The organism is Streptomyces sp. NA04227 (assembly GCF_013364195.1).
Taxonomy (GTDB): domain Bacteria; phylum Actinomycetota; class Actinomycetes; order Streptomycetales; family Streptomycetaceae; genus Streptomyces.
Genome location: NZ_CP054918.1, coordinates 4,854,557 through 4,874,755 on the forward strand (window position 1 = coordinate 4,854,557; position 20,199 = coordinate 4,874,755).

The 20,199-nt window shown below is 69.3% G+C and carries 21 protein-coding genes and 1 pseudogene; 12 read left to right on the forward strand and 10 right to left on the reverse strand.

Going from position 1 to position 20,199, the window contains the following annotated elements; genetic code table 11:
* Nucleotides 1-157 precede the first annotated feature (157 nt).
* Nucleotides 158-934, reverse strand: a complete 777-nt coding sequence (locus HUT18_RS20725) for a ScbR family autoregulator-binding transcription factor (protein ID WP_176102091.1) — start codon at nt 932-934, stop codon at nt 158-160.
* A gap of 419 nt (nt 935-1,353) precedes the next feature.
* Here HUT18_RS20725 and HUT18_RS20730 point away from each other — a divergent pair, with 419 nt between their 5' ends.
* Both HUT18_RS20730 and HUT18_RS20735 read left to right on the forward strand, forming a co-directional pair.
* Nucleotides 1,354-2,274, forward strand: a complete 921-nt coding sequence (locus tag HUT18_RS20730) for a ScbA/BarX family gamma-butyrolactone biosynthesis protein (protein WP_176102092.1) — start codon at nt 1,354-1,356, stop codon at nt 2,272-2,274.
* Entirely contained in the window at nt 2,271-3,245 is a 975-nt protein-coding gene (locus tag HUT18_RS20735) for an NAD(P)-dependent oxidoreductase (protein WP_176102093.1), read from the forward strand. Before HUT18_RS20730 ends, HUT18_RS20735 begins: the two co-directional genes overlap by 4 nt.
* Before the next feature lie 74 nt (nt 3,246-3,319).
* Here the strand turns inward: HUT18_RS20735 and HUT18_RS20740 are convergent, their stop codons facing one another.
* Nucleotides 3,320-4,195, reverse strand: a complete 876-nt coding sequence (locus tag HUT18_RS20740; protein WP_176102094.1) for a helix-turn-helix domain-containing protein — start codon at nt 4,193-4,195, stop codon at nt 3,320-3,322.
* A 243-nt stretch (nt 4,196-4,438) separates the two neighbouring features.
* Between HUT18_RS20740 and HUT18_RS20745 the strand changes: the two genes are divergently transcribed.
* The 3 genes from HUT18_RS20745 to HUT18_RS20755 all read left to right on the forward strand — a co-directional run bounded on the left by HUT18_RS20745 (nt 4,439) and on the right by HUT18_RS20755 (nt 7,079).
* Complete coding sequence (locus HUT18_RS20745) at nt 4,439-5,095, forward strand: TetR/AcrR family transcriptional regulator (RefSeq protein WP_176102095.1); 657 nt, start codon at nt 4,439-4,441, stop codon at nt 5,093-5,095.
* A 247-nt stretch (nt 5,096-5,342) separates the two neighbouring features.
* Entirely contained in the window at nt 5,343-6,200 is an 858-nt protein-coding gene (locus HUT18_RS20750) for a hypothetical protein (RefSeq protein WP_176102096.1), read from the forward strand.
* Nucleotides 6,201-6,365: 165 nt separating this feature from the next.
* On the forward strand, nt 6,366-7,079 hold the full coding sequence (locus HUT18_RS20755; RefSeq protein WP_176102097.1) for a hypothetical protein: 714 nt from the start codon (nt 6,366-6,368) through the stop codon (nt 7,077-7,079).
* Nucleotides 7,080-7,116: 37 nt separating this feature from the next.
* On the opposite strand, the gene HUT18_RS20760 is transcribed toward HUT18_RS20755, so the two are convergent.
* The 3 genes from HUT18_RS20760 to HUT18_RS20770 form a co-directional block, all read right to left on the reverse strand.
* Nucleotides 7,117-8,019 carry a hypothetical protein gene (locus HUT18_RS20760; RefSeq protein ID WP_176102098.1) on the reverse strand — a complete coding sequence of 301 codons (903 nt, stop codon included), beginning with the start codon at nt 8,017-8,019 and terminating at the stop codon, nt 7,117-7,119.
* A 150-nt stretch (nt 8,020-8,169) separates the two neighbouring features.
* Complete coding sequence (locus tag HUT18_RS20765) at nt 8,170-8,622, reverse strand: ATP-binding protein (protein ID WP_176102099.1); 453 nt, start codon at nt 8,620-8,622, stop codon at nt 8,170-8,172.
* Nucleotides 8,619-8,885, reverse strand: coding sequence for a hypothetical protein (locus HUT18_RS20770; protein ID WP_176096588.1), 267 nt, complete (start codon nt 8,883-8,885; stop codon nt 8,619-8,621). Before HUT18_RS20770 ends, HUT18_RS20765 begins: the two co-directional genes overlap by 4 nt.
* 132 nt (nt 8,886-9,017) lie before the next feature.
* On the opposite strand from HUT18_RS20770, the gene HUT18_RS20775 reads away from it, so the two are divergent.
* Nucleotides 9,018-10,364, forward strand: coding sequence for a tetratricopeptide repeat protein (locus tag HUT18_RS20775; protein WP_176102100.1), 1,347 nt, complete (start codon nt 9,018-9,020; stop codon nt 10,362-10,364).
* 19 nt (nt 10,365-10,383) lie between these two features.
* Here HUT18_RS20775 and HUT18_RS20780 read toward each other — a convergent pair whose 3' ends face one another.
* Nucleotides 10,384-10,962 carry a CchlQ gene (locus tag HUT18_RS20780; RefSeq protein ID WP_176102101.1) on the reverse strand — a complete coding sequence of 193 codons (579 nt, stop codon included), beginning with the start codon at nt 10,960-10,962 and terminating at the stop codon, nt 10,384-10,386.
* A 326-nt stretch (nt 10,963-11,288) separates the two neighbouring features.
* Here HUT18_RS20780 and HUT18_RS20785 point away from each other — a divergent pair, with 326 nt between their 5' ends.
* Entirely contained in the window at nt 11,289-12,302 is a 1,014-nt protein-coding gene (locus HUT18_RS20785) for a DMT family transporter (protein ID WP_176104690.1), read from the forward strand.
* On the opposite strand, the pseudogene HUT18_RS20790 reads toward HUT18_RS20785, so the two are convergent.
* Together HUT18_RS20790 and HUT18_RS20795 are read right to left on the reverse strand one after the other, a co-directional pair.
* A pseudogene (locus tag HUT18_RS20790) lies at nt 12,286-13,104 on the reverse strand (LysR family transcriptional regulator); the annotation flags it as partial. The gene HUT18_RS20785 and the pseudogene HUT18_RS20790 overlap by 17 nt on opposite strands.
* Nucleotides 13,105-13,132: 28 nt before the next feature.
* Nucleotides 13,133-13,627 carry a PLD nuclease N-terminal domain-containing protein gene (locus tag HUT18_RS20795; protein ID WP_176102102.1) on the reverse strand — a complete coding sequence of 165 codons (495 nt, stop codon included), beginning with the start codon at nt 13,625-13,627 and terminating at the stop codon, nt 13,133-13,135.
* Between the two features lie 88 nt (nt 13,628-13,715).
* Here HUT18_RS20795 and HUT18_RS20800 point away from each other — a divergent pair, with 88 nt between their 5' ends.
* Nucleotides 13,716-15,167: a menaquinone biosynthesis decarboxylase gene (locus HUT18_RS20800; protein WP_176102103.1), complete on the forward strand. Its 1,452-nt coding sequence runs from the start codon at nt 13,716-13,718 to the stop codon at nt 15,165-15,167.
* Nucleotides 15,164-16,084, forward strand: a complete 921-nt coding sequence (gene mqnP, locus HUT18_RS20805; RefSeq protein WP_176102104.1) for a menaquinone biosynthesis prenyltransferase MqnP — start codon at nt 15,164-15,166, stop codon at nt 16,082-16,084. Before HUT18_RS20800 ends, mqnP begins: the two co-directional genes overlap by 4 nt.
* Nucleotides 16,085-16,171: 87 nt before the next feature.
* On the opposite strand, the gene HUT18_RS20810 is transcribed toward mqnP, so the two are convergent.
* Nucleotides 16,172-17,056, reverse strand: coding sequence for a polysaccharide deacetylase family protein (locus HUT18_RS20810; protein ID WP_176102105.1), 885 nt, complete (start codon nt 17,054-17,056; stop codon nt 16,172-16,174).
* Between the two features lie 145 nt (nt 17,057-17,201).
* Here HUT18_RS20810 and HUT18_RS20815 point away from each other — a divergent pair, with 145 nt between their 5' ends.
* On the forward strand, nt 17,202-17,885 hold the full coding sequence (locus tag HUT18_RS20815) for a UbiX family flavin prenyltransferase (protein WP_176102106.1): 684 nt from the start codon (nt 17,202-17,204) through the stop codon (nt 17,883-17,885).
* A 122-nt stretch (nt 17,886-18,007) separates the two neighbouring features.
* Here the strand turns inward: HUT18_RS20815 and HUT18_RS20820 are convergent, their stop codons facing one another.
* Entirely contained in the window at nt 18,008-18,151 is a 144-nt protein-coding gene (locus HUT18_RS20820; protein ID WP_176102107.1) for a hypothetical protein, read from the reverse strand.
* 144 nt (nt 18,152-18,295) lie between these two features.
* Here HUT18_RS20820 and HUT18_RS20825 point away from each other — a divergent pair, with 144 nt between their 5' ends.
* Nucleotides 18,296-18,751: an Lrp/AsnC family transcriptional regulator gene (locus HUT18_RS20825; RefSeq protein WP_176102108.1), complete on the forward strand. Its 456-nt coding sequence runs from the start codon at nt 18,296-18,298 to the stop codon at nt 18,749-18,751.
* A gap of 138 nt (nt 18,752-18,889) precedes the next feature.
* Complete coding sequence (gene mqnE, locus HUT18_RS20830; protein WP_176102109.1) at nt 18,890-20,053, forward strand: aminofutalosine synthase MqnE; 1,164 nt, start codon at nt 18,890-18,892, stop codon at nt 20,051-20,053.
* The last annotated feature ends 146 nt before the right edge of the window (nt 20,054-20,199 follow it).

Here is a 20,199-nt window from a genome sequence, read left to right on the forward strand (position 1 = left end):
CACTCTCGCGACGGGACCGGCACGTCTCCCGGGCGGGATCTGGCCGCTTCGGGGCGGGATCCGGCTGCGGGGTGTCGGGCGAAGACCGCCAGGAAGGCGCAACTCCCTTTGCGTGCACGGGCGTTGGCGCCCGGGATGGAGCCCGGACGTACGAGTGTCAGGTCCCGGCCGGTGCGGCCGTCGGGTGAGCGGCCCCGGGCAGGGTCTCCGTGTCCACGAGGGCTTCGGTGTCCGTGCCGAGGGCGCTGTCTTCGCTCTCGGCGAGCCCCTTCTCGATGCCTCCGCCGCCGGGCCCGGGCTCAGACCCGGACCCCGGGTCGGTGACCAGGATGCCCTCCGGCTTGATCCAGGAGATCACGGCCGGGTTGGCGATGGTGGGCAGAAGGTGCTGCCAGAGGGTTGTCACCCGGTCCCGGAGGTCGGCGCGTTTGCTGGTCGACTCGCTGACCAGCTGGATCCCGGTGAAGGAAGCGACTATGAGTTCGGCCGTGACCGTCGCGTCGACGTGCGGCAGGACTTCGCCGCGCATCTTGCCCCGCTCCAGATGGGTCTCGATGGTGCGGAACCAGTCTCCCCAGGGGTGCGGGCCGCCGAAGAACACGCCTTCCACGGAGAGTCGCGTGCCCGCGCGTGCTATCGGGTCGTGCCGCAGGGCGAAGGCGAACTGCTGGCTGATGTTGACCACCGTCTGCAACGGGGAGCTGTGCTCACCCGCGTGACCGGAGAGTGCGACGACCGCGGTCTGCTCGTCCATGATCGCCTGAGCGATCGCTTCCTTGGACGGGAAGTGAAAGTAGAGCGCACCCTTGGTGACGCCCGCGCGGCGAAGCATTTCCGATATGGCCGCCCGCTCGTAACCGTATTCGTCGAAGACGCTGGCGGCGGCGTCCAAGATCGCGCGCCGGGTCTGCACCGCGCGAGTCTGCTTCGCCATTTCGCTGCCTCCGGGCCGTCTTTACGTTCACCCGCTTCGCTCGGAGCAATCTCGAGTGGGTGGCGACACGATCAGTGTACCTGGCCCCCGGTTTGTTTCGTCATGCGGACTTCGGAATCTCTTCGCTCCCGATCGCGCCGCTTGCCTGATAATGAATGGCGCCGCCTGACCGGATCCGGCCGCTAGTTGGCCAGACTTCTGGCGTGTTGTGTCTCTATGTAGCCCCTTTGTCTTGATTGTGTGCGGCGATTTACCTTTCGGGCGCGCTAAATTCAGCAGGACAAACAAACCGGTCCACTGGTTTTTTTGATAACGTCGCCGACGTGAAAGTCCCGCGCTTCTCACGCAAGGGGGAGAGAAAGATGAAGGTGGTCGCCGACCCTGTCGATCAGCAGACAGGAAGGCCGCCGTGGGGATCTTTGAGCGGAGCGGCGGAGGGCATCCCGGTGGATCCGCATCTGGTGCACCGCAAGGACCTCACGGACGTCCTGCTCGCGAGCTTCCAGCCCCTCGCAGCCGACAGCTACGGTTTCGCCCTTCGATGGCCGCGGGCGCATGCGCTGTTCCCCCCGGTCTCCGGCCGGCAGAACCCTCTGCTGATCGCGGAGACCATGCGTCAGACCGGAACCGTGCTCTGTCACGAGGCGTTCGGAGTCGCCGAAGACGATCACCTGCTGCTGTGCGACATGCACTACGAGCTTCTGGACGAGGCGGTCGGAGCCGGATTCTCCGACCCCACCACGGCCGTGGTGCACACCCGGGACGTGCGGATGCGCAACCGGCGGATGGCCGCCTTCCGTCTCGAAGCCGAGATCTTCCGGGGCTCCCAGTTCATCGGACACGGCGGCCTGTCCGTCAACTGTGTCTCCGGGGCCGCGTTCAAGCGCTTGCGTCCCGCCCGCACCGAGCCGCTCGACCTCTTTCTCCCCGACCCGGTCGAGCCCGCCCTGGTCGGCCGCAGCCACCCCCGGGACGTGCTTCTGGCCCCCTGCGACCGCCCCGATGCCTGGATGCTGCGCGCCGACAACGCGCACCCGTTGATCTTCGACAGCCAGCACGACCACGTCCCCGGCCGCGCCGTCCTCGAGGCGATGCGCCAAGCCGCGCGTCTGGCCACCGGCCTCGACGACGCCCTCGTACTCTCCCTGCGTACGGAGTTCAGCCGCTACATCGAGCCCGACCGGCCCAGCTACGTCACCGCCGTCCCCGGCGAGGCCCAGCCCTCCGGCCGAATACCGGTCCACCTGGTGGTGACCCAGGAGGATCAGGTCGCCGCGGACGGCCTGCTCATGCTGGGCGAGGTACCCCGGAGCGACCCCCACCCCGCGGCCACCCGGTGAGCGCCCCCCGCCGAATCCTGGTCACCGGGGGCACCGGCTTCATCGGCTCCGCGGTACTGCGGGCCCTGGTCGCCGGGCGGGAACCCGCCCATGTCGTCGCCCTGGTACGGCAGTTCCCCGAGCCGGACGCGCGGGTCTGGGCCGCGGGAGTCGAGTACTGCGCGGGAGACCTCACCGAGGAACGCTCGCTGCGCGGGCTGTGCGAGGGCGTCGACACCCTGCTGCACTGCGCCTCCTACATCGGCCCCGACGCCGAGGCCAACACCCGCGTCAACGAACTCGGCACCCACGCGCTGCTCGCCGAGGCCGCACGCGCCTCGGTCCGCCGCATCCTCTATGTGAGCACCACCGCCGTCTACGGTTCCGGGCCCCACCGCGGACTGGCCGAGGACACCCGGCCCCCCGCACCCGCCTCGCCCACCAGCGGCAGCCGTCTGCTCGCCGAACGGGCGGTGCTCGCGGCAGGCGGTACGGTCCTGCGCCCGCCGTTCGTACACGGCGCGGGCGACAAGTGGGTGGTACCCGCCGTCGCCGAACTCCTGCACCGCGTAACGGCGTTGCCCGATGAGGGCCGGGCTCTGCTCTCGCTGGTCGCCGTCGAGGACCTGGCCCGGCTGATCGCCCGGCTCGCCCTCTCGCCCGAGCCCCTGCCGCCCGGCGCACACCACGCCGCCCATCCCGTACCTGTCCCGCTGCGTGAGCTGGTGGCCCGGCTCGTCGACCTGCTGGGACTGCCCGCCCCCGTCGAATCCCTGCCCACCGAGGCGTACTTGGAGCGCCTTCGTGCGACCCCGGGCCGGGTGGCCGAGCGGCAGGCGCGGATGCTCAGCGAGGACCGCTGGTACCGCTCTGCGCTGTGGGAGCGTGTCGGCTGCCCGGTCGGACCCGGTCTGGACCGGCTTGCCGAACACGCGGACTGGTACCGGGAGTTGCTGGCACCGGCGCGGGCGCAGGACACGGCTCGGCCTTGAACGTGCCTGTGGGTCCGCGGAGTTGTTGAGCGGCGCAGAGTCGCGGCGTCGCGGGTGGGCCGGAGCGATGCGGTTCATGAGCTACGGCGGGCCACGCCCCCGCCGGTGACGCCCGGAGGAAGCGCGGGCTGTGCCGTGCCCTTGGCCGGGACCGCGGAAATCATCCGCAGGTCGGGCCGGTTGACCGGTGACCAGGCCATGACGGTGACCCAGAGGGGCTCCTTCGCGTCGGGCGGCAGGAGCAGTGGCCGGAGCATCCCGTAGGCGTGGTAGCTCAGTGTGGAGTCCTCGTCCCACATGGCGCGGACCTGCGGGTCCTCACACACCTTCTCGACGAGTGCCCGCAGGGCATGACTGGGGTACGTCATGAACTGGTACCGCAGCCCGGCCAGCAGCATCGGGGCCCAGTGCGTCTCCCACTGAACGCACTGAGCACGGCCCGGCCCCTCGAGGAGCAGTGCCGTCATGATGTTCGCGGGACCCGGTTGCTCCGCTGAATCACCCACCATCCAGGGCAGGTTGTGGGCGGCGTGCGCGTTGTAGGCGACCGCGTTGTACTCCGGGTCCTCGAAGTACGCGAGGAACGGCAGCCGGTCCATGTAGTCGAGCAGGTCCTCGGGAACGCTCGTACCGGGGGTTCTCCGTAGCGGCACCGGCAGCCCGGCCCATTCGTGCAGGACGGTCCGTTCGTCCGCGTTGAGATCGAGCAAGTAGGCCATCCGCTCGGCCAGTTCGGCGGTGAGCGGGCGGGTGCCGCTTTCCAGCCGCTGGTAGTGGCGCTCGCTCACGTCGAGCAGCGCCGCCATCCGGGCCTGGGTGAGCGTGCGGGAGGCACGGCCGCGTTGCGGAGCCAGTGCCCGGGCCTCGGGGATGTCCTCGACGTTTCGTCGCGCCCGCCACCGTCGCACCAGGCCCGGGATGTGGGCTGAACTCGGCGGGACTTCGGACATCGGTGCTTCCCCGGGGCCATTGGGACGGTGGTCGGGCTCACCTTACGCACGCACCGGATCACGCCGCGATGCACGGCCAGATCTGGTCGTGACCAAGGTTGGCCCTTCTCAACTCCCGGTGCCCCCTGTGGCATGGAGGCGCGGTGGCCATCCGACGGGTTTCGGCCATCAGGTGTGCCGTCCACCTCTCGGCGCCCGCCGTCGTACTCCGCACCCCGCCTCCCCGCCGACTGCCGAGGACCCATGCCTCAGGAACGCTCCGCCGAGATCATCGCCCGCATCGTGCACGCCGCCGGCGTCGTGTTCGACCGGGAGGGCTTCCAGAGCGCCACCACGCTGCGGATCCAGACCCTCGCAGGCGTCTCGCGCGGCGCCTTCCACCACCACTTCCGTACCAAGCGTGATCTCGGTGACGCCGTCGTGGCGCGGCAGACCGCCTTCTTCGCCGAGGCCGAGGCACAAGGCCCGGCGAACGGGCTGTACACGCAGGCCCTGGTGGACCTCTCCTATCGGCACTGCACGGCGCTGCTCACCGACCCAGTGATTCGGGCCTCCGCACGCCTGGCCACCGAGCCGGGTCCGTACCGCTGCGCCACCAGTTTCCGGGCCCCGATCGACGCCACCGTCGCACTGCTCGACGCCGCCCGTGAGGCGGGCGAGCTCATTCCCGGCCGCAACACCTTCCGTATCGCCCGCTGCCTCACCGCCTGGCACACGGGTACCCAGATCCTCGCGGACGCCATCACCCGCCAGCACGATCTGCACGACCAGGTCCACGCCATGTGGGAACTGAGCCTGCCCGGGATCGTGCTGCCCGGCGTGCTCGCCCGGCTCTGCCTCCAGCCGCCTCCCGTCAACGCGCAGACCGTCGACGAGAGAATCCTGCTGCCCGTCAGGTAGCGCCGAGTCCGGGGAGGCCCGGCCCTCCAACTCTCCGCCGACTCGACCAACACGCCGCCTAATACGGCGAGTTGAGGACTTCCGCCCATCAGGGGAGCCCACCCGCCGTCCGGACCGGTCCCGCCACACCCGTGATGCCCTGGTGCTCCCAGGGCACCCGGCGCCCACCTGTCCGGGGGGTGCCCTCGGTCACTGAGTCGCGGTGTACGGTCGTCCGCGACGACCACGAATCGGGGGTGGAGCGGCCATGACCGGCGGCGGTACGGGGGGTGGCGTCCGCTACCTGGTGGAGCGGATCGCGCTGGCCGTCACGGCCACCACAGGACTGGTCGTCCTGCTTGCCGACATCCTCGGCTGGCTCGACGAACTGGCCCCCGGCGCGACCCTCTCGAAGATCACCCTGCTGATCCTCAGCACCGTCACCCTGTTCCTGCTCTTCGAGGTCGACCGGCTGCGGGTGCTCGACAACGTCAACGAGCAGCTCTCGAAGCTCGACATCGAGGGACTGGCGCGCGAGCGCAGGACGGAGCACTTCGGCGGTGTGGTCAAGGTGCACGACGGCTTCCCGGAGGGGAGGTTCTCCGACTTCCTGCGGTCCGCCGTGCAGGAGGTGGTGGTCCTCCAGACCTGGATTCCCAATCTGCACCGCTTCGAGGCCGCCCTGCGCACCGCCCTGGTCGAACGCGGCGTGCAGGTGCGCATCCTGCTGCTTCATCCGGCCTCGCCGGTGGCGCAACTGCGTGACGAGGCCCTGCGTACCGTGCGGGACTCGGCGATGGGGGAGGACGTACAGGCGAGCGTGCACCGCAGCCTGTCCATCCTGGCCCATCTCCACAACGGTCTGGACGAGCCGCAGCGGGACCGCCTCCAGGTCCGGGTGTACAACTCGCTGCCCTCCGTCGCCGTCTACAAGGCCGACGAGCAGTACCTGGTCAGCTCGTTCCTGCACGGTCAACTCGCCATCGACTCCACCCAGATGGAGATCGAGGGCACGGAAACCCAGATGGGCCGAAAGATCCAGGCGGAACTCGACACGCTCTGGGGAATCGGCTGCGACGTGGATCTGTCCGACTGGCGCGGATCCGTCAGCATCATCAGTCTGTGAGACCCGGACAAGTCCCACCCGGCCGGGCGGCGTCGCCGTAGTCTTTGAACAGTCTTTGATGCCCGAGTGGTTTCGCGACGCCTCGGGGAGATTCGGGGAGAGCGGCAGAAGGGTTCGGTCATGCGGGAATCGGTCACACGGGAATCACTCGCGCGGGAAGCGTTCATGCGGGACCTGGACGAGTTCGAGGACGGACTCGTCGAGAGGTTCCGCGCCCATCCCGTACTCACGGAGGTGGCGGCACTCCCGGACGAGGCGTTCCACGCCATCCTCCTCCAACGCCGCTTCATCTCCCTGGCGTTCACCCCCGCCTACGACCTCGCCATCGACCTGCTGCGCGACGAGGTGGGCCTGCGCATCGCCCGGATCATCCTCCGCGAGGAGTACCCGGACACCCACGGCACCACCCGCTCGCACCGCGAGGACATGAAGGAGGACATCCTCCGACTCGGCGTCCCCCGGGAGCAGTTGGTGGCCTCCCGCCCCTCGGAAACCACCGCCCGGGTCATCAAGGACACCTTCGACCTGATCGCCGAAGCGGGTGCCCACGAAGACTCCGACCTGATGCTGCTCACCCTGCTCCGCTTCTGGGGCGAGGTCCTGGTCTCGGTCGAGTACGGCGCCCTGTGGCCGCGTATGGCCCCCGTGTTCACCCAGGACGGCCGCAACCGCTCCCGCTTCTACTACCCCCACTACATCCACGACGCCAAGGGCCGCCCCCTCGCCACCACGTCCCTGCTCTCCACCACCCACTCCGACCGCCTGGCCACCCGCCTGAGCGAACTCCTCGCCCACGAGGAATCACCGGAGGACTTCAAGCGGATGGAGGAGCGGGCGCTGGGGCTGAAGGTGGACTTCTACGAGCAGTTCCGGGGCTGAGACGGGGGCTTGGTCGGGAGGGGGCGGGGCTGGGGGCTCAGCTGAGGATGTCCCAGATGCTTCCGCCTCCGCCTCCGCTGCCTCCGCCCCCGCCTCCAGTGCCGCTGCCGCCGCCGCTACCACTGCCGCCCGTGCCGGTGCCGCTGCCGCCCCCGCCGGGGTAACCGCCGGCGCCCTGGGACGAGTTGCCGGAGGACGACGACACCGATTCGAGGGCGTCGGCGATCTCCGGACCCTCCTCGGCGTCCCGGTCCTCACGTCCGCGCCGACGCCGCGCCGCCATCTCCTGCTCGGAACGCCGCCGCAGTCCCGCGTAGAGGGTGGTACCGAAAGCGAGGACGAACAGCCCGCCGGTGCAGCCGAGCGAGACGGGGTCGCCGATCGGCGCGTCCTTGGCCTCGATCCACGGGTCTAGTACGTCCAGCGGGTCCTCGTAGAGATGGACGCGCTGGCCGACCTCGAACTGCCCGAAGCAGTTCTGCTGTTGAGAGATCTCCCGCCTGCCGCTCGCCCCGTCCCGCACCACGCACACCGACAACTCCTCGCCGTCGACGCTCTCCTTGGTCCCGGTCCCGATGACGACCGTTTCCTTCTTCTCGCCGGTCTGCTTCACGTACAGCTCGTACAAGGTGGGCCCGGCGAACAGGGGCAAGGCGAACAAGGCGAGGGAGAGTACGACGGCCGCCCCCGACCGGTGCCAGGAGCTCCCGACCAGGATGGCCCCGGTGGCCACCAGGCCGAGGCAGAGCGCCACTCCGACCCACATCCCGCCGTACGGCAACTGCGCGAGGCATCCGGCGAGCACGGCGAGGAGGGCCAACGCCAGTGACCAGACAAGGGAGTTGAGGTAGCGACGGCGTGGCCGGGCGGCGGTCTGCGGACCTTGCTGGTACGGATGCCGCGGCTGGCCCGGCTCACTGAAGTTGACTGGCTCGGACATCGTGGACGTACTTCCGCTCGGTGTCGGTGTCGGTGTCGGTGTCGGTGTCGGCGTCGGTCTCGATCCGACTCCGCCACTCGGCAGGCCCGGGCCGCACTCTTCTCGTCTCGGCTGCCGCAGACCGGGTCGCGCACGGCCGAAGCATTCGACTCAGAGGACGCGGGGTTGCGGGGCAGGGTTCCGTGGTGCCGGAGATCCGGATGCCCACCCTCTCAGCTCGCACCACACGGTCTTCCTGTCCGGCTCCTCGGCAACGCCCCAGCGCAACGACACGGCATCAAGGAGCGCCAGCCCCCGCCCGGTCTCCTCCTCGTCGGTGGCGGAGCGCACCACCGGCCATCGGCACGGCTCGGGATCGGTGAGCGCCACCTTCGCGATGCCGTCCTCGTCCGCTGTCACTCGAAGAGTCACTGGAGTGCCCGCGCCAAGGTGACTGATCACGTTGGTCACCATCTCGCTCACGCAGAGCTGTGCGGCGCCCTCGCGGTCGTCGAGTACCTCCCGTACGGCACGCCGCAGTTCCGCCACCGCTTCGGGCGTGGCCACCAACTTCCGTTCCAGCAAGGTCCGTACGGGCGCGTGGCCCTTCTCCGAAACGGTCATTCGGCTGCCGCCGCCCGTAGGACAGTGGTGAGCAGGCGGGCGGTACGAAGGTTGCACCGGCCCAGTGCGACCAGACCCGGAAGATGGGGTGGGTAGGCGCCGCTGAAGGTGATCAGGTCCACGTTGAGCGACGGCAGCGTGATGCCGTGCAGGGAGAGGGCGGACTTCAACTCCTGGACGCAGGCTTCGGCTTCGGCTGGGGCTTCGTAGTTGCCGGGGTCGGATCCGTGGTCCGGGTGCGGGCGGAGGTGTGGGGTATCCATCGAGCAGACCTTCCTGGGTCGACTGGCGATCGTCACTTTCTGCAACCAGGCAACTGCATGGAGGTGTGCCGAGGTACCGTCAGGCGGAGTGCGGAACTTGAAAGACTTGAAGGTTCGCGGGAGGAGTGAGGCATGGGAAAGCGCACGCCGAACGCCGGACTGGTCCGCCTGCTGCGGGAATCGGGGTGGACGCACGGACGGTTCGCGATGGCGGTCAATCGAGTCGGTGCGGAGACCGGGCTTCGCCTGAAGTACGACGAGTCCGCCGTCAGCCACTGGCTGGACGGCACCATGCCCCGCAGTCAGGTGCGGCCGCTTGTACTCGAAGCGCTTGCAAGGAAGTTGGGGCGTCCTGTCACTCGAAGGGAAGCCGGTTTCCCTTCGACTCCGGCCCTGGAAGCAGGGAGCGAGGACCCCCTGGAAGGGCTGATGGACCTGGGGAGACAGGACGCTGACCCTTCGCGCCGTGGCCTTCTGGGGGCTGGTCTCTTCTCTGTCGCCCTGACCGTCCCTGGCTGGCCCGACGTTGTCGGCCGTCTGGAGGCTGTGCAGAAAGGCGAGTTGAGCCGTATAGGGATGGCGGACGTCCGCACCGTGACGGCGATGACCGACCGGATCTCGGCACTCGACGACCAGTTCGGTGGACGGCACGCCCGGCCCATGGCTGCGGCCTTCCTCATCAATAGCGTCGCGCCGTTCCTGCGAGCCGATGCTCCGCACGAAGTCCGTAGGGCGATGCTCTCCGCAGCCTCCGACCTCTGCTATCTGACTGGATACATGGCGGTGGACGAGGGACTGCACGGGCTTGCGCAGCGGTACTACGTAAAGGCATTGGAACTCGCGGGATCGGCGGAGGACCATCTCACGTACTGCACGACGTTGCGGGGCATGAGCGTGCAAGCAGTCGACCTGGGCCATGGTGTTCACGCCCTACGACTGGCCGACGCCGCTGCCGCGGCGTCTCCGCAAGCGGGACCGCGCATGCGGGCATTTCTCGCCGGACAGCAGGCGCATGCGGCAGCCCAGACCGGTAGCCGCCGCGACGCCCTTACGTACCTTCAAGAGGCTGAAGTCGCCATGGACAAAGCGGAGTCACAGAGCAAGCCGTTCGGCTCCTACGATCCCGCCTCGCTCAATTACCACGCTGCTCAAGTGCGTTACCTGATTGGCGATGTAGTCGGCTCGGTGCGGGCCATGCAGGAGTCGGACCGAGTGCGCTTCGATGTCTTTCGCCGCGCACGGGTGCGGCACCGCGCGCTGCTTGCCGAACGGCAGCTGGCGTTGGGCCATCTTGAAGCAGCGTGCACTACTTGGCACACAGCCCTCGACGACTACCCCTTGATCCAGTCCGGCCGCGCCGACGACCGCATGCGCGAAATGCTGCGCCTGCTCAGGCCCTACGGAAAGAACCGTCTCGTACGGGAGTTGCAGGAGCGGGCGCGGCCCATGGTGCCGTCGAAGGTCGAGGAGAAGAGCTGACCTGGACAGCCGTGCCGTCTCATACCCGGTCCCGGCCACCCTCCCGCTCCTCAGCCCGGCAGTCCGGGCACCGGTCGCGGCCGCCCCATTCGCGCCAGCCGAAGGCGACGGGGGACAGGGAGTGGCCCTCCAACTCCTCCCGTACCGCGACCCGGTAGCGCCAGACGCTGTCGAGGTACGGGTGGTAGGCCCGGTGGAAGGCCGCGTCGCTCGGTGCGGCTCCGGCGGCCACGGCTCGTTGCACCGCGCGGAGATGCTCGAACATCTCCTGGCCGGCGGCGGCCACCGTGGCGCTCGCGTCGAGGAACAGCCGTTCCCTGACCTCGTACACGGCGCTGTCGGTCAGGGCGGCGCGCGCGGCTGCCTCCTGGCCGGTCGGGGATCCGGGAGGCTCCTCGGGCGGCGGGGTCTGGGCCAGTTCGCGCAGGCGTGCGTGGCAGGTACCGACGGCCGTGATGAACTCGACGTACACCTCCCGCCGTCGTTCCTCCACACCGCGGTCGCCCTCGTGGCGGTGACGCAGACGGTCGGCGAGCATCGTTCCGCTGACCGCGATCAGGCCGCCGCTCGCCGTCGCGACGAGCGTTCCCCAGTCCACTCCGTGCACTCCTCCCCGGCCGCGGCTTCCCGTGCCGTGGCCACGCCGTATGCGGCGACAACTGTCCGGCAGTGTCCCCCACAGCGGCTGCCCCGACCATTGCCCGGACGGCGCCCCGCCGTCTGACCAGCCCCCATCGGCACCCCCGATCCCCCCATCGCCAACACCCCCCACTGGCCCGTGGACCTGCGGCTTCGCCCGCCCGTAGCTTCCCTGGCATGACCTCACAGAACAGTCAGCAGAACCCTCCACGCGAGGCCGGACAGGCAGGACAGGCCGGACGGCTCGGCGGCCAGACCCGCGCCACCGTCGAGCTCGTCGCCGCCATGGTCCTCTCCGGCACCCTGGGCATCTTCGTCGTCGAGTCCGGCGTCTCCGCCTTCAACGTCGTCTTCTTCCGGTGCCTGTTCGGGGCGCTGGCGCTCGGTCTGTACGCGCTGGCCCGGGGCTACTTCCGGGACCACGGCTTCACTCGGCGGAGCCTTCAACTCGCCGCGCTCGGCGGGGTGTTCATCGTTTTCAACTGGGTGTTCCTGTTCTCCTCGTACGAGAACACCTCGATCTCGGTGGCCACCGTCGTCTACCACACCCAGCCCTTCTACGTGGTGCTCCTCGGCGCCCTGCTCTTCCGTGAACGGCTGACCCTCGCCAAGGCCGGCTGGATCGGGCTCGCCTTCGCCGGTCTCGTCCTCGTCTCGGGTGTGACGCCCGCCGACTTCCGTTCCGGACAAGGGAGTTACCTGCTCGGGCTCGGACAGGCGCTGCTCGCCGCACTGCTGTACGGGCTCGCCACCGTCGTCACCAAGCGCATCACCGGTGTACGCCCGCATCTGATCGCACTCGTCCAAGTCCTCGTCGGCATACCGCTGTTGCTGCCCTTCGCCGACCTCGGCGCGATGAGCGGCACCGGCACCGGGTGGTTCTGGCTGGCGGGACTCGGAGTGATCCACACCGGGCTGATGTACGTGCTGATGTACTCGGCGTACGCCAAGCTGAGCACCGCGAAGATCGCCGTACTCGCCTTCGTCTACCCGGTGGTCGCGATGGTCGCCGACTGGGCCGTGTACGGGCACCACATCGGCCTCGTCCAGGCGCTCGGCGTCCCGCTGATCGTGCTCGCCAGCTTGCGCGTCACCCTCGCCAAGAAGCCTGTACGAGAGAGGAGTTCGGGGACAGAGGCGAAGCCGGAGACGATTGCTGACCCCGAGCCGCGGCCCGCTACGCCCGCTCCGGCGACTTCCCCGCCGCCTGCTCCCGTACCAGCCGAGCCGCCTGCTCCACGAACAGGCGCGCATGAGCGGGGAGCCGTTTCCCGGCCCGCCACGCCAGTTGAGTGCTGAGGGTGAACGGCGGACGCCAGTCCAGGGTGGTCAGGCGTCCGTCGGTCAGTTCCTCGGTGACCGTGACCAGTGGCAGCAGGCAGATTCCGAGGCCTGCTGCCGTGGCGCGCTTGGTCGCCTCGATGGTCCCGAACTCGGTGAACGAAACCGGCTGCCCGGCAACGGAGTTGAGCTCCTGCTCGAACAAGTCCCGGTAGGCACAGCCCGGTTCGGTGGCGAGGAGGGGCTGGGACAGGACCTCGCGGGTGGTGAGCGGTGCGGTGCGGTCGGCGGCGGCCAGGGTGTTTCCGGGTGCTGCCAACAGGGCCAGCGGCTCCTCGGCGAGCACCCGCACCTCGAGTCCCGGGTGGTCGGTCTCCGCTTCCATGAGGAAGCCGATGTCGTACGTGCCCTGGCGCAGCGCCTGTCGGGTCTCGTCGCCGAGGGTGGGGCGCATCGAGAGACGTACGCCGGGATAGCGGTGCAGGAAGAGTTCGAGGAGCGGGGGCAGCCGGTAGGAGGTCAGGGACTCCATGGTGCCGATGGTGAGCGAGCCCTCGGGGTCCTCGGCGCCGGCGACGGCGGCGCGGGCCTCGGCCTCCAGGTCGAGGAGCTGACGGGCGTAGGGGAGCAGCCGTTCGCCCGCCTCGGTCAGCCGGATGCGGCTGCCGAGCCGGTCGAAGAGCTGACAACCGAGCGTCGACTCAAGGGACTTGATCTGGCCGGTCACGCTGGACTGGGCGTACTTCAGCTCGGCCGCGGCGCGGGTGAAGCTCAGAGTGGTCGCGACCTTCTCGAAGGTCAGCAGGTGGCGCAGCTCCATCGGGGCGTGGGGAGTCCGGGGGCCGGACTCAGGCCTCGTCCTCGGAGCGCCGGCCGTCCGACTCGCGAGGGCCGTTCGACTCGTGGGGGCCGTCCGACTCGCGGCGCTTCAGCTCCTCCTCGCGGCGGCGCAGGTCGGCCTCCCAGTCCTTGAGCTGAGCCTCGTCCCGCTTCTCGTCGGCGGCATCGTCCTTCGCGGCGTCGTCCTTCGCGGCGTCAGCCTTCGCGCCTTCGGCGCCCCCTGTGCCCAGGCCCTTCAGGAACTCGGGGTTGTCGTCCGGCGCGACCCAGCCACCACCGCCGGAACGCCGCCCCGGCTGCCCGCCGCCTCCGGCCGGAGCGCGCTTCTTGCCCGCCACCAGCCAGGCGACCGGGCCGATCAGCACTTCGCCGAAGAGGAGCACGATGATGACCCACACCACTTTCGGCATATGCCTGACCTCGTTCTCCGGGGTGTTCAGGCAGTCGATGAAGGCATAGATCCACAGGGCCAGGACCAGCAGGAACGGCAGATACCTGAGCATGGTGGCGCTTCTCCAGTAAAGAGACGGAGCGTCCGGGCCGGGGCCCCGGTGACGGGGCCAGGGTAGCGGGTGCCGGATACTGGGCCGCATGGCTTATGACGATCTTCGCTCGCTGCTCAGGGCCCTGGAACGCGAGGGCGACCTCAAGCGCATCAAGGCCGAGGTGGATCCGTATCTCGAGGTCGGGGAGATCGTCGACCGGGTGCAGAAGTCCGGCGGCCCGGCGCTGCTCTTCGAAAACGTCAAGGGCTCGGCGATGCCGCTGGCGATGAACGTCTTCGGTACCGACCGGCGGATGCTGAAATCGCTCGGCCTGAAGTCGTACGAGGAGATCGCGGAGAAGATCGGCGGGCTGCTCAAGCCCGAACTCCCGCAGGGCTTCGTCGGCGTACGGGAGGCCTTCGGCAAGCTCGGCACCATGGCGCACGTACCGCCGAAGAAGGTCAAGGACGCACCCGTGCACGAGGTGGTGCTGCGCGGCGACCAGGTTGACCTGGACCGGCTGCCCGCGCTGTTCACCTGGCCCCAGGACGGCGGCTCCTTCTTCAACCTCGGGCTCACCCACACCAAGGACCCCGACAGCGGTATCCGCAACCTCGGTCTGTACCGGCTCCAGCGCCACGACAAGCGCACCATCGGTATGCACTGGCAGATCCACAAGGACAGCCGCAACCACTATCAGGTGGCGGCCCGGCGCGGCGAGAAGCTGCCCGTCGCGATCGCCTTCGGCTGCCCGCCCGCGGTGACGTACGCGGCGACCGCGCCGCTGCCCGGCGACATCGACGAGTACCTCTTCGCCGGGTTCCTCCAGGGCAAGCGGATCGAGATGGTCGACTGCAAGACGGTCCCGCTCCAGGTCCCGGCCCAGGCCGAAGTGGTCATCGAGGGCTGGCTGGAGCCCGGCGAGATGCTGCCCGAGGGGCCGTTCGGCGACCACACCGGCTTCTACACGCCGCAGGAGCCCTTCCCCGCGCTGCGCATCGACTGTCTGACCATGCGCGAGCGCCCGCTGCTCCAGTCGACGGTGGTGGGACGGCCGCCGATGGAGGACGGGCCGCTCGGCCGCGCCACGGAACGCTTCTTCCTGCCGCTGCTCAAGATCATCGTGCCGGACATCGTGGACTACCACCTGCCGGAGGCGGGCGGCTTCCACAACTGCGCGATCATCTCGATCGACAAGAAGTACCCCAAGCACGCGCAGAAGGTGATGCACGCCATCTGGGGCGCGCACATGATGTCGCTGACGAAGCTGATCGTGGTCGTCGACTCCGACTGCGATGTGCACGACCTGCACGAGGTCGCCTGGCGGGCCCTCGGCAACACCGACTACGCACGCGACCTCAGCATCGTCGAGGGCCCGGTGGACCACCTGGACCACGCCTCGTACCAGCAGTTCTGGGGCGGCAAGGCCGGGATCGACGCCACCGCGAAGTGGCCCGAGGAGGGCTACACCCGCGACGGCGGCTGGCCCGACATGGTGCTCTCCGACCCCGAGACGGCGGCGACGGTGGACCGCCGGTGGAAGGAGTACGGGCTGTGAGCACGGCCGAGGACGTCCTTGGCGGACCGGGCGAGGCCCCGGCGGACGGCAAGGTGAAGGCCTTCCTGCGCCTGGTCATGATCGAGCACTCGGTCTTCGCGCTGCCCTTCGCGTACATCGCCGCGCTGACCGCGATGTACGAGACGGACGAGAGTGTGCACTGGGGCGAACTGCTCCTGGTCACGGTCGCGATGGTCGGCCTGCGCACCTTCGCGATGGCCTGCAACCGCATCATCGACCGCGAGATCGACGCCCGTAACCCGCGCACCGCCTCGCGCGAACTGGTCACCGGCGCCGTCTCGGTCCGCTCCGCCTGGACCGGCGCACTGATCGCGCTGGTCGTCTTCCTCGGCGCCGCCGCCCTGCTCAACCCGCTGTGCCTGGCGCTCGCGCCGGTCGCCGTGGTGCCGATGGTGGTCTATCCGTACGGGAAACGGTTCACCCACTACCCGCACGCGATCCTCGGCCTCGCCCAGGCGATGGGCCCGATCGGCGCCTGGCTCGCGGTCACCGGCGAGTGGAACTGGGACGCCGTCCTGCTCGGCCTCGCCGTCGGCATCTGGATCGGCGGCTTCGACCTGATCTTCGCCTGCCAGGACGTACAGGCCGACCGCGCCCACGGCGTGAAGTCGGTACCGGCCCGCTTCGGCATCGCGGGCGCCCTCTACGGCGCCCGCGGCAGCCATGTCGTCACCATGGGCCTGTTCGTCTGGTACGCCCTGTCCACCGGCGTCGGCCCCTTCTTCTGGGTCGGCCTGCTGATCGTGGCGGCGGCGTTCCTCTACGAGCACTCGATCGTGCGGCCCGATGACCTGTCCCGGCTGAACCGGGCGTTCTTCACGGTCAACGGGTTCATTGGGATTGCCCTGTTCGTGTGTGCGTTGCTTGATCTGCTCGTGCGGGGACTGACGGTCTGACGTGGCGCCGACGGCCTGAGGCGGAGCCGACCGGGCGAGTACGGGGCGGTCGGCCTGCCGCGGGACCGCGACCGTCCGCCCCACCCCTCACGGCTTGTAAACCTCCCCCGGCTCCGCCCGCCCCGGCGCGAGCAGTTCCGGCACCGTCACGAACGTATAGCCGTCCTTCTTCAGGGCCTTGATGATGCCGGGGACCGCGGGGACGGTGCCGTCGTAGAGGTCGTGGAGCAGGATGATGCCGTCGCGGCCGGCCTGGTCGAGGGTGCGCTTGGTGATCAGGGCCGAGTCGGTGGTCTTGTAGTCCTTGGCCGTGGTGCTCCACAGGATCTGGGCGAGGCCGAGGTCCTTGCTGACCTTGCCGACCTCGTCGTCGGTGCGGCCCTGGGGCGGGCGCATCAGGGTGGGGCGCTTGCCGGTGAGGCGGTAGACGGCGTCCTGGAGGCGGCCGAGTTCCTCGCGGATGGTGCCCTTGTCCTCGTCGGTGAGGATCTTGTGGGTCCAGGTGTGGTTGGCGAGTTCGTGGCCCTCGGCGTCCATCTGGCGCACCAGATGCGGGTACTTGTCCACGTGCCGCCTGCCGAGCAGGAAGAACGTCGCGTGGACCTGCTCCTTCTTGAGGATCTTCAGCAGGCGCGGGGTGTGCTCGCTGGGGCCCGCGTCGAAGGTCAGGGCGATGCACTTGGCCTTGCGGCAGTCGACCGGACTTCCCTTGTCGCCAAGGCCCTTGCCGTGGGCGCCCGGGCCGTCGCCGGTGTCCGGATTCGCGACGGGGTGCGCCCTGGCCTCACTCGGAGAAGTGGTCTCCATGGTGGAGCAGCCGGTCAGTGCGAGGGCTGCCGCGGAGGCGAGGGCGACGACGGCGCCCGCCCGTAGTGCGCCACGCAGGGTGCGTGTGGTGTGGGTGGTGCGCAATGCGGTGCGTTTGTGGCCTATTTCGCCGTCTGTTGTGCCACGTTTGATCGAATCGGACATGATCGCATTTATATCTGCGGGCCATCGTTGTCATCGCGGCGGGGTCACCCGGGGCAACCCGCGGGGGAGCGGCGGCATATGACAGTGGCGCCACCGTCGGGGGGAGTCCCGTCCACAGGCCAGGCAGGCGGATAGGCTCACGGGCGTGAACCCAGGACAGAACCAGCGTCGGCCTTGGATCGTGGGGGTGTCCGGCGCCTCAGGTACCCCGTACGCCGCGTCCGTACTGCGTGCCCTGCTCGCCGCCGGGGAGAGCGTGGACCTGGTCGTCTCCCGGGCCTCGCGGCTGACCCTGCTCGACGAGACCGGGATCTCCTTCCGCGACCTGCACTGGCGGCACGATCTCGCCGAGTGGCTGGCGCGCGGGGCGGACGGCAAGCCCGGGACCTTCCGTACGGAGATCGGCGAGAGCGGCGACATCCGGTACTGGGGCGCGGGTGACCTCGCGGCGGGCCCGAGTTCGGGCTCGTACCCGACGAAGGGGATGCTGATCGTTCCGGCGTCCACGGACTGCGTGGCCGGGGTGGCGCTCGGGCTGTCGAAGGATCTGCTGCAGCGCGCGGCCGGAGTGACCCTCAAGGAGGGCCGCTGTCTGGTGGTGGCCGTACGCGAGACCCCGCTGAACGGGCAGACGCTGCGGCACATGGTCACGCTCGACGAGGCGGGAGCGATCGTGCTGCCCGCCTCGCCGGCGTTCTACGCGGGCGCGAGTCACATCCAGGACCTGGTGGACTTCGTCGCCGGGCGGGTGCTCGACGCGGCAGGGGTGCCGCACGAGTTGTACCGCCGCTGGGAGGGAGAGCTCTCGCATGGCACGCGGGAGAGTTGACCGCGGCCCGGCGCGAGGGCGCCGGGCGGAACCGGTGTCCGTGCCGGTTCCCGCTGGTGGTGCGGTGCCAGGGAGGCGGCGATCCGCCTCACGGGGTCCGGCCGGTGGCCGGACCCGGGCGCTCAGCGCTTCTTGGCGGTGCGCTTGCGGCCGAGGGCGGCGCGGCGCGGGGAGGCGGACTGATGAACACGCGAGCGGTTGGCAGCGTCCTGCAGCTCGCGCATGCGGGCGTACGCCATCTCGATCGTGTACACGGGGTGACTCACTCCTGAATGATCGTCTGTGACCGATTGAAGATTTCGCCGGTGGATCGGCCAGATCGGCGAAGATTCACAGGGCTTCAGTCCCTGTGTGCCTTAGATTCTACACTAAACCTGCGGCGATTGCAGATTATTGAAAGGCAGCGACCCATGGATGCCGTGGACAGGCAGCTCATCCAGGCACTTCGCGAGAACGGCAGGGCCTCGTACGCGGAACTCGGGCGCCTGGTGGGCCTCTCCGGGCCGAGCGTCACCGACCGCATCAACCGTCTGGAGGCCGCCGGTGTCATCACCGGCTACCGGGCCACGGTCGACTCCAAGTCGCTCGGCCTCGGCGTGACCGCCCTGGTCGGTATCTCCCTGTCGGACGCCACCGACCACGAGGACGTCGCCGAGCGCCTCAAGGACCTCGGCGAGATCGAGGACTGCTGGTTCATCGCGGGCGACGACTCGTACATGCTCAAGGTGCGCGCCGGCGACGTGGACGGACTGGAGAAAACGATCCGGCGCTTGTCTGGCACCAAGGGCGTCTCGCGCACCCGCACCACCATCGTGCTCTCCACCAAGTGGGAGAACCGCGTGGGCGAACTGCCCGAGGAGGAGTGAGCCCGGCGCCGGGCCGGGTGGCGGGGCGGCGGAGGGCCGCCGACCGGGGCGTGCGGTGCGGGGGAGTACGGTGACGGGGAAAACGGGCTGGGACACGGACCGGGGTACGGACCGGGGCGACTGGGAGGCGGACGGCGCATGGACGCGGGGCTGAAGCGCGAGCTGGAGGAGAAGGTCCGCGGCGGCGAGCGGCTGACCCGCGAGGACGGCCTCGCGCTGTACGAGTCGGACGACCTCGCCTGGCTCGGCGGCCTCGCCCACGAGGTGCGCACCCGCAAGAACGGTGACGTGGTCCACTTCAACGTCAACCGTCACCTCAACATGACGAACGTCTGCACCGCCTCCTGCGCGTACTGCTCCTTCCAGCGCAAGCCCGGCGAGAAGGACGCGTACACGATGCGCATCGAGGAGGCGGTCCGCCTCGCCGGGGAGATGCGCGGCGAGAACCTCACCGAGCTGCACATCGTCAACGGCCTGCACCCGAACCTGCCCTGGCGGTACTACCCGCGCTCGCTCAGCGAACTGAAGAAGGCGCTGCCCGAGGTCTCCCTGAAGGCGTTCACGGCCACCGAGATCCACCACTTCGAGAAGATCTCCGGGCTGCCCGCCTCCGAGATCCTCGACGAGCTGATCGAGGCCGGTCTCGAATCGCTCACCGGCGGCGGCGCCGAGATCTTCGACTGGGAGGTCCGCCAGCACATCGTCGACCACGAGACCCACTGGGAGGACTGGTCGCGCATCCACCGCCTCGCGCACAGCAAGGGCCTCAAGACCCCCTGCACCATGCTCTACGGGCACATCGAGGAGCCGCGCCACCGCGTGGACCACGTGCTCAGGCTGCGTGAACTCCAGGACGAGACCGGCGGGTTCCAGGTCTTCATCCCGCTGCGCTACCAGCACGACTTCGTCGACATGCAGGACGGCAAGGTCCGCAACCGGCTCCAGGCCCGCACCCAGATGGCCACCGGCGCCGAGGCCCTGAAGACCTTCGCCGTCTCGCGGCTGCTCTTCGACAACGTCCCGCACGTGAAGGTCTTCTGGGTGATGCACGGCGTGCAGACCGCCCAGCTCGCCCTTCAGCACGGCGCCGACGACATGGACGGCTCGGTCGTCGAGTACAAGATCACGCACGACGCCGACAACTACGGCACCCCGAACAAGCTCACCCGCGACGACCTGCTCGAACTCATCCGGGACGCCGGTTTCCGCCCGGTCGAGCGCAATACGCGGTACGAGATCATCCGCGAGTACGAGGGCCCGGACCCGCTGCGCCGCGAGTCGCCGCAGCCGATGCGGCTTTGATGTGACTTTGCTGCGACGTTGACGGCTGGGCGCCCTCGCTGGACGGGGGCGCCTTCGCGTTTTTGGCTTTCTTCGTCTGCCTGCCTGTCCGTCTGCCCGCCCGTCTGCTTGCCTGCCCGTCTGTTTGCCCGGTCGCCTGCCCGGTC